This is a genomic window from Halorubrum sodomense, from assembly GCF_900111935.1.
GTDB classification, from domain to species: domain Archaea; phylum Halobacteriota; class Halobacteria; order Halobacteriales; family Haloferacaceae; genus Halorubrum; species Halorubrum sodomense.
Window position 1 is genome coordinate 290025 of the sequence record NZ_FOYN01000001.1, and the last position, 12454, is coordinate 302478.

General features: G+C 70.0%; 12 protein-coding genes. 4 read left to right on the top strand and 8 right to left on the bottom strand.

The features are described 5' to 3' along the window. Nucleotides 1-33: 33 nt before the first annotated feature. The 3 genes from BM286_RS01465 to BM286_RS01475 all read right to left on the bottom strand — a co-directional run bounded on the left by BM286_RS01465 (nt 34) and on the right by BM286_RS01475 (nt 4747). Nucleotides 34-1686, bottom strand: a complete 1653-nt coding sequence (locus tag BM286_RS01465) for a long-chain fatty acid--CoA ligase (RefSeq protein WP_092919726.1) — start codon at nt 1684-1686, stop codon at nt 34-36. Nucleotides 1687-2109: 423 nt separating this feature from the next. Continuing rightward, nucleotides 2110-3408, bottom strand: coding sequence for a homoserine O-acetyltransferase MetX (gene metX, locus BM286_RS01470; protein WP_092919728.1), 1299 nt, complete (start codon nt 3406-3408; stop codon nt 2110-2112). A gap of 4 nt (nt 3409-3412) precedes the next feature. Then, nucleotides 3413-4747: an O-acetylhomoserine aminocarboxypropyltransferase/cysteine synthase family protein gene (locus BM286_RS01475; protein WP_092919730.1), complete on the bottom strand. Its 1335-nt coding sequence runs from the start codon at nt 4745-4747 to the stop codon at nt 3413-3415. A 175-nt stretch (nt 4748-4922) separates the two neighbouring features. Between BM286_RS01475 and BM286_RS01480 the strand changes: the two genes are divergently transcribed. Beyond that, nucleotides 4923-6341 carry a single-stranded-DNA-specific exonuclease RecJ gene (locus tag BM286_RS01480; protein ID WP_092919732.1) on the top strand — a complete coding sequence of 473 codons (1419 nt, stop codon included), beginning with the start codon at nt 4923-4925 and terminating at the stop codon, nt 6339-6341. Between the two features lie 46 nt (nt 6342-6387). Here the strand turns inward: BM286_RS01480 and BM286_RS01485 are convergent, their stop codons facing one another. The 4 genes from BM286_RS01485 to BM286_RS01505 all read right to left on the bottom strand — a co-directional run bounded on the left by BM286_RS01485 (nt 6388) and on the right by BM286_RS01505 (nt 9669). Beyond that, entirely contained in the window at nt 6388-6687 is a 300-nt protein-coding gene (locus tag BM286_RS01485) for a hypothetical protein (RefSeq protein ID WP_092919734.1), read from the bottom strand. Continuing rightward, nucleotides 6684-6965, bottom strand: coding sequence for a winged helix-turn-helix domain-containing protein (locus tag BM286_RS01490; protein ID WP_092919736.1), 282 nt, complete (start codon nt 6963-6965; stop codon nt 6684-6686). Before BM286_RS01490 ends, BM286_RS01485 begins: the two co-directional genes overlap by 4 nt. Before the next feature lie 90 nt (nt 6966-7055). Beyond that, nucleotides 7056-8573 (bottom strand): molybdopterin-dependent oxidoreductase, encoded by a 1518-nt coding sequence (locus BM286_RS01495; protein ID WP_092920473.1) that lies wholly within the window; start codon nt 8571-8573, stop codon nt 7056-7058. A gap of 532 nt (nt 8574-9105) precedes the next feature. Beyond that, a complete protein-coding gene (locus BM286_RS01505; protein WP_092919738.1) occupies nt 9106-9669 on the bottom strand; it encodes a HalX domain-containing protein in 564 nt (187 codons plus the stop codon). 144 nt (nt 9670-9813) lie between these two features. Here BM286_RS01505 and BM286_RS01510 point away from each other — a divergent pair, with 144 nt between their 5' ends. After that, a complete protein-coding gene (locus BM286_RS01510) occupies nt 9814-10545 on the top strand; it encodes an RAD55 family ATPase (protein WP_017343750.1) in 732 nt (243 codons plus the stop codon). Between the two features lie 42 nt (nt 10546-10587). Here the strand turns inward: BM286_RS01510 and BM286_RS01515 are convergent, their stop codons facing one another. Further along, nucleotides 10588-10926, bottom strand: coding sequence for a helix-turn-helix domain-containing protein (locus BM286_RS01515; protein ID WP_092919740.1), 339 nt, complete (start codon nt 10924-10926; stop codon nt 10588-10590). A gap of 185 nt (nt 10927-11111) precedes the next feature. Here BM286_RS01515 and BM286_RS01520 point away from each other — a divergent pair, with 185 nt between their 5' ends. Then, nucleotides 11112-11450, top strand: coding sequence for a hypothetical protein (locus BM286_RS01520; RefSeq protein ID WP_092919742.1), 339 nt, complete (start codon nt 11112-11114; stop codon nt 11448-11450). A 248-nt stretch (nt 11451-11698) separates the two neighbouring features. Further along, nucleotides 11699-12289: an SHOCT domain-containing protein gene (locus BM286_RS01525; protein ID WP_092919744.1), complete on the top strand. Its 591-nt coding sequence runs from the start codon at nt 11699-11701 to the stop codon at nt 12287-12289. Nucleotides 12290-12454: the final 165 nt, after the last annotated feature.

The following is a 12454-nucleotide window of genomic DNA, read 5'->3' on the forward strand; positions in this document are numbered from 1 at the left end:
GGTTCGGGACGGACGGGTACGCCCGGCGGCGCGTTACTCCCCGTCGGGCGCGTCGTCCTCCGGCACCGCGCCCTCGACGAGCGACTGGTCGCCGTACTGCTCGCGGAGGTCCTTCTTCGAGAACTTCCCGGTGGCGGTCTTCGGCACCTCGTCGATGAACTCCACCGCGTCCGGCACCCACCACTTGGGGTACTCGTCGCGGAGGCCGGCCTCGATCCGCTCGACGAGCTCGTCGCGGTCGACGCCGTCGGCCACGACGACGAAGGCGACGGGCCGCTCCTGCCAGCGCTCGTGGGGCACGCCGACCACGGCCGCCTCGCTGACGCCGTCGTAGGCCATGATCGCGTTCTCCAGCTCGACGCTGGAGATCCACTCGCCGCCGGACTTGATCACGTCCTTGGTGCGGTCGACGAGCTGCACGTAGCCGTCCTCGTCGACGGTGACCACGTCGCCGGTCTTCAGCCAGCCGTCGACGAACTCCTCTTCGCTGGCCTCCGGACGCGCGAAGTACTCCTTCGTGACCCACGGGCCGCGGATCCGCAGCTCGCCGAAGTCCTCGCCGTTCCACGGCACCTCCTCGCCGTTCTCGTCGATAACTTCGAACTCCAGGCCGGGGGCGACGAGCCCCTGCTTCGCGCGCTTGTTCACCTGCGTCTCGTAGTCGGCGCCGCGCAAGTCGTCCTTGAGGTGCGAGACGGTGCCGATCGGTGAGAGCTCGGTCATCCCCCACGCGTGGAGCACCTCGACGTCGCGCTCGTCGTACCACTCGATGAGCGCCTGCGGCGCGGCCGCGCCGCCGATGATCACGGTGTCGAGCGTCGAGAGGTCGACGTCGTTCCCCTCTTCGATGTACTCGCGCAGGCCGAGCCACACCGTCGGGACGCCGGCGGAGATCGTCACGCCCTCCTCCTCGATCAGCGCCGCGAGGTCGGCCGGGTCCGGCGAGGGGCCGGGGTAGACGTGCTTCGCGCCCGCGGCGGCCGCGGTGAACGGCATCCCCCACGCGTTGACGTGGAACATGGGAACGACGGGCATCACGACGTCGGAGTCCTCCATCGGGATCCCCTGCGGCGTCTGGGAGGCCATCGTGTGGCTCCACAGCATCGACTGGGTGTACTCGACGCCCTTCGGGCGCCCCGTCGTGCCGGAGGTGTAACACAACCCGGCGGGCTGGTCGCCGTCGAGGTCGGGCCAGTCGTACTCGGTCGAGTAGTCGCCGATGAACTCCTCGTAGGCCGGCGCGTCGAGCGCGTCGATCCCCTCCGACCCCATCGCGACGAAGTCGACGTCCTCGAACTCCTCCGCGCCCTCCGCGGCGCCAGCGATCTTCTCGGCTAGCGACGGGTCGACGAAGACGATCTCGTCGTCGGCGTCGTCGACGATGTACCGGATGTGTTCGTCGGGCAGCAGCGGGTTGATCGTGTGGAGCTGCGCGCCCGTGTTCGGGACGCCGAAGTACGTCTCGAAGTGCCGCGTGTGGTTCCAGCAGAACGTCGCGACGCGGTCGCCGCGCTCGATCCCGTAGTCCTGGAGCGCGTTCGCGAGCCGCGCCGTCCGGTCGGCGTACTCGGCGTAGGTGTGCCGCGTGCGCCCCTCGTGGGTACGCGAGACGATCTCGGTGTCCGGGTACAGTCGCTCCGCGCGCCACATGAACGGTCGCAGGGTCTGGGCGTGTCCGCCTGGCATACCTTACACACCACGGGGCCGGGAACTATGAACGTTATCATGATTGATCGTGATTTTTCGGAGAGAGCGACACTCCCGCATCGGTCGCGCGGTTATATTTCGACGTTGCTACCGCGGAGGCTACCACCGAAGCCCCAGCGGTTCGGCCGTACGATTGTGGCGGTTATACATACCCGATCGTCACGAATACCGCCTCGCGGCTGGGGCTTCGAGTCCCGCCCAGCACCGTAACCGCGGCCTCACGCCTCCCCAGCCTCGTCACCGGACTACGTCCGGTTTCAAGCGAGAGCGAAGCTCTCGCCCTGTCGGTCGCCCGTCGCTCCGCTCCGGGCGACCGACTCCCTCGCGCGGTGCCGTTCGCGGCCGCCTCCGGCGGCCGCTCACGGGCACGCGCCACCGCACAGACGTCGTTTAAATGGTGGTTTACCCCCGGAACAGGCTCGCGTGGACGGGCGCGTGGTCGGAGTCGGGCCGGGGGTCGTCGCCGTCGGAGCCGCCCTCGTCGGAGACCGCGCGGCCGTCGACGCCGTCGGCGAGGAAGTCGCGGACGGGCGGGCCGACGTGTTCCGGCTCGACGAGGAACGCGTCGTGGCCGTGGTCGGAGTCGACCACGTGGTGCGCGACCGGGACGTCGGTCTCGCGGAAGGCGTCCGCGAGGGAGGCGGACTGCTCGACGGTGAAGTGCCAGTCGGCGGTGAAGCTCATGAGGAGGGTCTCGCCCTCGAAGGCCCCGAGCGCGTCGGCGTCGGTGCCGTGGCCCGCGGCGAGGTCGTACTCGTCCATCGCGCGCGTGAGGTAGAGGTAGCTGTTCGCGTCGAACCGGTCCCCGAACCCCTCCGCCTGGTAGTCGAGGTACGACTCCACCTCGCGGTACGGGAAGAAGCCGGCGGTCGGCTCCGGCGGCAGCCCGAGGTCGCCGTCCTCGCGCGTCAGGGAGTCGCGGCCCGCGGAGCGCCGCCCGAACTTCCGCTCCATCGACGCCTTCGAGAGGTACATGATATGGCCGATCTGACGCGCGATCGCGAGCCCCTCGGTCGGGTCCGGGCGGTCGTCGCCGTAGTAGCCGCCCCCGTTCCAGTCCGCGTCCGCGCGGATGGCGCGGCGCGCGACCGCGTCGAGCGCGAGACACTGCGCGTCGAGCCGCCCGGCGGTCGCGATGGCCACCACGCGGTCGACGTCGTCCGGGTACCGCTTCGCCCACTCCAAGGCGTTCATCCCGCCGACGCTCCCGCCGACGACCGCCCGCAGCCGCCCCACGCCGAGGCGGTCGAGGAGGCGGCGCTGCGCCCGCGCCCAGTCCTCGACCTGGACCGGCGGGAACGCGGTCCCCCAGCGGTCGTGGTCGGGCTCCTCGCGTAAGTCGAGGTCCGCGGGCCGCTCGCTGGCCGGGCCGGTCGTCCCGTAACAGGAGCCGGGGACGTTCGCGCAGACGACGTAGTACTCGGTCGTGTCGATCGCCTTCCCCGGGCCGACGACGTCGTCCCACCACGCTCGGGCCTGCCCGGCCTGTCCGGCGCCGGTGGTCTCGGCGTCCCGCTCCGGCTCCGGGGAGCGCGCGACGTTCTGGCTCCCGGTGAGCGCGTGGCAGATCAGCACGACGTTGTCGCCGTCGAACTCCCCGTGTGTCTCGTAGGCGACCTCGAGGTCCGGCACCGACTGCCCGCACTCGAAGGCGAACTCGCCGAGCGAGGCGACCCCGTGGTCGGTCGGCACCGCGCTCATCGGTTCACTCCCCGCCCCCGCTCGCGGTTCGCTCCCCGCCCGCGGCGCGCTCTCCCCCCGCGGCCCGCTCGCCCGCCGCCAGCCCCGCGTCGAGGTCGGCGATCACGTCGTCGGCGTCCTCGATGCCGACCGAGAGCCGGAGCATCTCCGGGTAGACGCCGGCGAGCCTTTGCTGGGTCTCGTCCATCTGCGCGTGCGTCGTGGAGGCCGGGTGGATGACGAGCGTCTTCGCGTCGCCGATGTTCGCGAGGAAGCTCGTCAGCTCGACCGACTCGCAGAACGTCTTGGCGGCCTCGTAGCCGCCGTCGACCCCGAAGGTGACCATCCCGCCGAAGCCGTCGAGGTACTCGGCCGCGTTGCCGTGGCTCTCGTGGTTCTCGAAGCCGGGGTAGCTCACCCAGTCGACGCGGCCGTCCTCGCGGAGGAACTCCGCGACCCGCCGCGCGTTCTCGCAGTGGCGCTCCATCCGCAGCGGGAGCGTGTTGAGCCCCTGGATCGTCTGCCACGCGTCGAAGGGGGACTGCTGACCGCCGGTCGGGCGCACGCCGCGCTGGCGGACCACGTTGGCGAACGCGGCGTCGCCGAACTGTTCCACGAAGTCGATCGGGAACGCGGGCGACTCCCCGTCCAGCTCGTCGTAGTCGGCGTCGGGGTGGTCCCACGGGAACTGCCCCCCGTCGACGACGACCCCGCCGACGGTGGTGCCGTTGCCGGTGATCCACTTCGTCGTCGACTCCCAGACGACGTCGGCGCCGTGCTCGAACGGCCGACAGCAGTACGGCGTCGCGAACGTGTTGTCGACGACGAGCGGGACGGCGTTCTCGTGGGCGATCTCGGCGAGCCGCTCGAAGTCGGGCGTGACGAGCGAGGGGTTCGCGATCGTCTCGACGTGGACGAACGCGGTGTCGTCGTCGACCGCGTCCGCGTACGCCTCGTAGTCGAGCGTGTCGACGAGCCGCGACTCGATCCCGCGGCGGTCCGCGATCGTGGTGAGGTACGCCGCGGTCCCGCCGTACATCTCGGAGCTGGCGACGACGTTGTCGCCCGCGCTCGCGAGGACGGTCGTGATCGCGTCGAACGCGGCCATGCCCGACCCGGTCGCCACCGCGTCCGACCCGCCGGAGAGGTCGGCTATCCGCTCCTCCAAGACGTTCACCGTCGGGTTCGAGAGCCGGGAGTAGATGTGGCCCTCCGCCCGGAGCGCGTACATCTCCGCCGCCGTGTCCGCGTCGTCGAAGACGTACGAGGTCGTCTGGTGGATCGGGGTGGCGCGGGCGCCGGTGGCCGAATCGGGCTCGGCGCCGGCGTGGAGACTCCGGGTGTTGAACCCACGTGTCATGTTTGTTGCTCATACGTCTACGCACGTCTATAACTGTCAGTTACGGCAATTGATGCCCCTTCGCCGGACGGCGTCCGCGAGGTCGCCCGACGACTCTCTCGCGCCGGTCCGCGCCGGTCCGCGCCCGCCGCACCGAAGCGTGCGTTTATGCCCGATCGGGCGCCAACCGGTGGTAATGGCAGTCGCCGCCCCAGTCCCCGACCTCGCCGACCGCGCGACCGACTGCGCCGACCGCCTGCGCGAGGCCGGCCGCGTGCTGCTCGCGTCGCACATCGACGCCGACGGGATCACGAGCGCCGCGATCGCCTCTACCGCGCTCGCCCGGGCCGGGATCGACCACGAGGTCGTCTTCGAGAAGCAGCTCGACGCCGACTCGATCGCCGGGATCGCCGCCCGCGAGTTCGACGTCGTCTGCTTCACCGACTTCGGCTCCGGCCAGCTCGACGCCATCGCCGACCACGAGGAGCGCGGCGACTTCGTCCCCGTCATCGCCGACCACCACCAGCCCGCGGACCGCGACACGCGCTACCACCTCAACCCCCTGCTGGAGGGGATCGACGGCGCGAGCGAACTCTCCGGCGCCGGCGCGAGCTACCTCCTGGCCCGCGCGCTGGAGGGGCCCGACGGCGACAACCGCGACCTCGCCGCGCTCGCGGTCGTCGGCGCGGTCGGCGACATGCAGGACTCCGACGGCGGCCTCGTCGGCGCCAACGAGTCGATCGTCGCCGACGGCGTCGACGCGGGCGTCCTCGAGGCCCGGACCGACCTCGACCTGTACGGCAGACAGACCCGACCGCTCCCCAAGCTCTTGGAGTACGCCTCCGACGTGACGATCCCGGGGATCTCGAACGACGAGGTGGGCGCTATCTCCTTCCTCACCGACCTCGACGTCGACGTGAAACGCGACGGGGAGTGGCGGCGCTGGGTCGACCTCGACGCCGAGGAGCGGCGGACCCTCGCGTCGGCGCTGATGCGCCGCGCCGTGGCCTCCGGCGTCCCCTCCGACCGGGTCGAGGCGCTCGTCGGCACCTCCTACACGCTGGTCGACGAGGAGCCCGGAACGGAGCTCCGAGATGTCAGCGAGTTCTCCACGCTGCTCAACGCGACCGCGCGCTACGAGCGCGGCGACGTCGGACTCGCGGTGTGTCTCGGCGACCGCGGCGACGCGCTCGCGGAGGCGCGCCGGTTGCTCCGTACCCACCGGCAGAACCTCTCCGAGGGGCTCCAGTGGGTCAAAACCGAGGGCGTCACTCACGAGGAGCACCTCCAGTGGTTCGACGCCGGCTCGCGCATCCGCGAGACGATCGTCGGCATCGTCGCCGGGATGGCGGTCGGCTCGCCGGCGGTCGACCGCTCGAAGCCGGTGATCGCGTTCGCCGAGGAGAGCGCCGAGGAACTGAAGGTTTCCTCGCGCGGCTCGCACGGACTCGTCCGGCGCGGACTCGACCTCTCCGCGGTGATGCGCGAGGCGAGCCGGGCCGTCGGCGGCGACGGCGGGGGCCACGACGTGGCCGCGGGCGCGACGATCCCGACCGAGGAGCGCGACGCGTTCCTCGCCGAGGCGGACCGGATCGTCGGCGAGCAGCTCTCGTGAGCCGGTCCGGCCGTCGCTCTGGAGCCCGAAGCGACCCGTCCGCCCGTCACTTCAGCGTGGCGTAGGTCAGCAGCGAGACGGCGAGCAGCTCCAGCACGCTCATCGCGAGCACGACCCGTCCCACGAGCGGGTCCATCGCGTACAGCGTCCGCATGTTCGCGAAGAAGAAGGCGACCGAGACCAGGTTCTCGACCAACAGCACGGCGCTGAAGCCCACCAGCCCCAACAGGAGCGTCGACCCGAACTCGCGGTAGTTGCGGATCCATACCGTCGCCAGCACCGCCAGCAGCGCGCTGTTGACGATCCCGATCAACACGGCGATCCCGGTCGGCGACGCCGGGTTCATTCGGCGTCCACCTCCGCGGTGATCTCCTCGAACGCCTCCGCGTGCTGCTCGAAGCGGTCGGTCAGGAAGTAGAGCTTCCCGTAGTCGTGGTCGCTCGGCTCGACGACGTCGTGGTCTTTCAACATTTCGAGGTGGTGGGTGATCGTGTTGTAATCGACGTCCAGTTCTTCCGCGAGCTCGTTCGCGTTCCGGGGGCGAGCGCGGAGCTCCCGGACGATCCGGACCCTGTTGGCGCCACCGCGGCTCGCGACGAACAGGTACCACAGGGCCTTCTTCATCTAGCGTACTGGTGTGTCGAGTAGGCGCTGAAAGTCGTTTCGGCCGGGACGAAGCGGTCCGGACGCGCTCGCGGGACGGAGGGGGACGCGTCACCCGACGGTTCGGCGGACCCACCCCGACGCGCCGCTCGGGACGGAGCCGGACGACTCCCGGGTCTGAAGGGTCCCCGTCCCGTCGGTCGCGCGGACGACGACCTCGTGCTCGCCGTCGGGGGCGAAGACGTGCCGCCACTGCCGCCAGACGTCCGCGTCGGGGAGCGGGGCGGAGAGCTCGGCGTCGGTCCACGAGTCGCCGCCGTCGGTCGACACCTCGACGCGCTCGATCCCGCGCGTCCCGGCGTAGGCGTGGCCGGCCAGCTCGATCCGACCGTCGTCGAGCTCCGTGATCCCCTCGTCCCAGAGCTTGGCGACCGTCTTCACCTCGCCGGTCCCCTCCCAGCCGCGCTCCTCCCAGTAACCGTCGTCCTCGACGTTCAGCAGTTCGATCTCCGAGAGCCACTTCACGTTCGTCTCTCCCCAGTGACCCGGGATAAGCACCCGGACCGGGTGGCCGTGGCCGGTCGGGAGCTCCTTCCCGTTCATCCCCCACGCGAGGAACCCCTCGGCGAGCACGTCGACCGGGAACTGGACGTAGTACCCGTCCTCGCCGCGCAACATCGCGCAGTTGCAGTCCCCCTGCGGGTCGACGGACTCGAGCAGCGGGCGGATCGGGGTCCCCGTCCAGACGGCGTTGTCCAGCTTGCGGCCGTTCAGGTCCTCGCCGACGCACCGCAGCGTCACCGCGCGGTGTTCGACGGGTCGGTCGATCAGCTCGTCGAAGGCGACCGTCCGCTCGCTTCCGGTTTCGCCGGTGAACGTCAGCGACCACTCGGCGGCCGTCACCTCCGGGTCGAACTCCGCGATGTCGACGTTGTAGAACTCCCCGATCGGGCTCACCAGCCCCTGGAGGCCGTCGCTTTCCAGCTCCAGCGAGGCCGAGTCGAGCTCCCGAAGCCGCGCGGCCGAGCCCTCGGACCGCGGGGCGTCGGCGAGGGGCTCGTCGTCCGTCGCGAACGACCGCCGGCCCACGGCGGCCGCGGCGACGAACCCGAGCGCCCCGGCGACGACCCCGAGGGTCCGGCGGCGCACCGCGTCCGCGACTGCCGACGAGTCCCCCTCGGTCGAGGCGTCGCTCTCGGACGGGACCGCGGACGGGGATAACCACCCGATCCCGACGACGGCCGCGGCGGGGAGCGCCGCGCCCAGCGCCCCCGCCGAGACGCCCGTCAGCCCGGCGGCGAGCAGCCAGGATCCGACGCCGGAGACCGCGGCACCGGCGGCGCGGCGGTCGGTGCGCGTAGCGAGTCGAAGGCCCGCGAACGCGACCGCACCGAACAGCCCGACCGCGACCGCGAACGCCATGGCGATGTGAATCAGGTGGCCCGCGTCGCCGAACGTCTCGATCGCGAACGTCACGATCGGCCCGGGCGTCAGGTTGACGACGGTCTGGTCGACGGGCCGGACGACGAACGACGGCGTCCACCCCGTGACGAGGTACGAGCCGGCGACCGCGGCCGTGCCGGCCGCCGCCGCGAGGAGCCCGTCTCGGCGTTCGCTAACGCTGATCATGGATAACCTCTGGGTTACAGTCACTTGAACCACGTCCTCGACGGCCGGGTACTCGTGGCCGTCGTCGATCTCGCTCAGTCGGCGCACGGTGCCGCCCTCGTCGACGCCCTAGTCGGGAGCGTCCTGCGCGGGGGCCTGGTCGGGAGCGTCCTGCGCGGGAGCCTGGTCGGGGACGGTTCCCGGAGCCCCCGCGTTCGGCTCCGTCTCCGCGGCCCGTCCCGTCACTCGCCTCTCCGTCGCTTCCGCCTTCGCCGAGGCGACCGGCGAGCGTCGGCGCCGCGAGTCCCCCGCTCGTCGCCAGGACCCGTCGCCGCGTGTCTCGTCCCGTCATGGTCACGGCGAGGTCCGCGACGGGGATATAGATTTTTCAACTACCGGACAAATTCGGTGCGGAGTCGGGGCGAGGTTCGTTCAGACTTCGTTCGGTATCCCGCCGCGGTCGGCGGTTCGCTGCGATCGCTCGACGCCGTCGTCGACGGAACGCGGTGACACCGAAACCGACGGGAGCCGTGTCGAGCCGAACGACGCCGCGTCAGGCCTCGCCGAGGTCGCGGAACATCGCGCGGTAATCGTCGGTCGACAGCGACTCGCCGAGGTCGTCGATGTCGGCGTCCAACTCCTCCAAGCGCTCGACGAGGTCGGCGTACGCCTCGTTCCCCTCGCGCTGTGCGGCCGGCTTCTGCGAACTGAGCACGGCGCGCTTGCTGGCGAGCGCGGCGGCCTCCTGGACGAGGTCGTCGTACTCGCTGCGGGTCAGGAGGGTGTCGATGGCCGCGAGCAGCTTCGATCGGCTCACCGGCTTGGTGAGATAGAGGTCGAACCCCATGTCGATGATGTCGAAGTCGGGTTCGACCGCGGTGACCATCGCCACCCGGCAGTCGTACCCCTCCCCGCGGATGTATTCCAAGACGTCGTCGCCGCTTCCGTCCGGCAGCCGGCGGTCGAGGAGGACCACGTCGACGGCGGCGTCGACCCGGTCGATCGCCTCGGCGGCGGTCTCGGTGACGTCGACGGCGTACCGCTCCTCTAAGAAGCCGGCGTACAGCGCCGCGATGTCGGGCTCGTCCTCGACGACGAGTATCGACGGGTCGCTCACCGTCGACCACCGTCGACAGCGACGAGGCACGCTTCACCGGGCATACACGAACGAGCGGCATGTCGAGAGATAAAACTGTCGCCGTGCGTTCGGCCGATGCGCTGAACCGTCTTTTATATACTCCGACCGCCAAAGGGGAGACGAATGTCAGAACTCGTCTCCACCGGGGTCGAGGGGCTCGACTCCATCCTCACCGGCGGCATCACCGAGCGGTCGACGGTCCTCGTCTCCGGGAACCCGGGCACCGGCAAGAGCATCTTCGGAATCCAGTACCTCCATCACGGCGTCTCAGAACACGACGAGCGCGGCGTCTACGTCTCCTTCGAGGAGGACGAGGCCGACATCCGCGGCGCGGCCGAGTCCGTCGGCTTCGAGGGGTTCGACGAGATGGTCGACGACGGCGACATCGTCATCTTGGACAAACGCGAGATGCTTCGGGAGACCGACTTCTCGACCGCGGTCGACCGCCTGCTCGACACCGTCGAGGACGGCGAGTTCGACCGGCTCGTCCTCGACTCGCTGTCGATGTTCCAGCTGTTCTTCGACGCCGAACAGGAGAAGCGCACGTACCTGCTGAAGTTCTCGGACATCCTCAAGGCCAACGGGCTCACCTCGCTGCTCATCAACGAGCAGGGCGCCGTCTTCCCCGACACCGAGGTCGGCTTGGAGAACTTCCTCACCGACGGGAACATCTACTTCATCCAGACGCCGACCGACTCCGGCGTCAACCGCTACGTCTGGGTGGCGAAGATGCGGAAACAGGACATCGACACCGACATCTTCCCGATGGAGATCGGCCAGGGCGGGATCACGGTCCACGAGCGCGCGGGCGGCTTCTCGATGATGGGCGGCTCCGACGACCAGCCGTCGTTCTGACTCGCTCGCCTTCCGCTTCGGTTCGGCGAGACCGCGCCGCGGTCAGTCCCCGGACGAGAGGTCGCGCCAGACGTCGTCGAGGCGGTTCTTCACCGCCGACCGCTCCTCGACCTCGATGGTGAGCCCGTCGCGGAAGTCGACCTCGACGCCGTCGACCTTCCGGCGGTACACCTTCACGCGCCGGTGTTCGTCGGAGAGCGGTCGGTCGTGTAGCTCGAGGAGGTCCGCTTCCTCTAACTCGTTGATCCGTCGGTAACACGTCGCGATCGGGACGTCCAACTGGTCGCTGAGGTCCTGCGCCGACTTCGCGTCGCCCGTCGCCGTCAGGATCTCCGTGTTGTATTTGTTACCGAGTACGGTGATCAGATCGTCCCCCACCATTCACGTTATCGAGATTGATTTCTTTGGTTTATAATGGTACCGGTGGTCGACTCGATTGCCGAATGTCTCTATTCGACGTGCGGGAGGGGACCGCGACCGGTTCGGCGCTCCGCCCCGCGGAACCGTGTTATCGCCGCTGATACCCGCCACCGTGGGTTTATTATCCGCGTTCCAGCAGGGCGTGTATGGAACTCATCGAGGGGTTGTACCTGATGACGACCACCGTGTTGGCCGGCGCGAGCGTGACGCTCGTCGCGTTCGCGGTCGCGGCGTACCGCTCGTCCGGCCGCACGGCGATGGCGTACCTGGCGGTCGGTTTCGGGCTCGTCGTCGTCGCGGCGGTCGGCACGCCCGCGGCCGCCTTCCGGACGGGATTCGGCAACGCGGAGGCGCTACTCCTCGTCAACACCGGGTTGATCGCGGCGTCGATGGCACTCGTCGCGGGGAGCCTCGCGGTCTACGAACCGGGGACGCAGGAGTTCGTGATACCCGAGTCGGAGCTGTCACGACTGCGCGACCGCTGAGCTGGACGCGACCCGGCCAGTCCGGACCGGGACGACTTCGCTACCCCCGCGTGGATGTCGAACCGATCCCGAACTTATTCGTCCGCGAACGAGCCGATAACGCCCCTCCCCGACGGCCTTTTGATTTCCCGCCACGTAGCGATCCCGATGACGGATCGCCGCCGGAACGAGTGCGTGGACGCGGGCGTGCGGGCGGCTCCGCGACCGGACCGACCCGCCGACCCACCTCGGTGTTCGGGGCCACCGCGATGACGACCGCCGACGCCCACGCCGACCGCTCGACGGTCGCTCGGCTCTCGGATCTCATCGCGCGCGCCGGCGTCGGTGCTGGAGTCACGATGCTCGTGAGCGTCCTGCCGGTCGTCGGCCTGATCGCGCCCGCGGTCGGCGCCGGCGTGGCGAGCTGGACCGACGAGTCCGAGACGCCTCGCGGCCCGCGGATCGGCGCCGCGACGGGCGCGCTGGTCGCGCTGCTGTCGCTGCCGCTGACGTTCTTCGCGGTCTGGATCGCCGCCGCGGTGTCGCCGGCGGCGACGGTTGGCGTCCTCGCGCTCACGCTGTTCGGCGCGGCGTACGTCGTCGGCAGCGGCGCGCTCGGCGGGTACCTCGCGGATCGGATCGCGGCGGAGCGCGACGCGTCTCGTTCGGGCGCCGATCGCGTGGAACCGACGACCCCGGTCGAGCGGCTCAAACACCGCTACGTCGAGGGCGAACTCACCGACGCGGAGTTCGAGCGACGTCTCGACCGACTGCTGGCCGCCGACCGCGAGCGGGACCGCTCCGAAGTGCGGTCACAGTCTGAACCGGCGAACTCGAAGACGCGCGAACGCGAACGCTGACGAGCCTCCAAACTCCTGACGCGGACGCGTGGCCTGACCCGCGAGACGCTCTCCCTACCGATTTGATCGGTGATTCGCCCCGTCACCGACTGTCCGACATCGAAACGCGCTATTCGCCCGTTCGTTGTTCCCAGCAGATCCAAATTTGATACCGACGCAGAGATT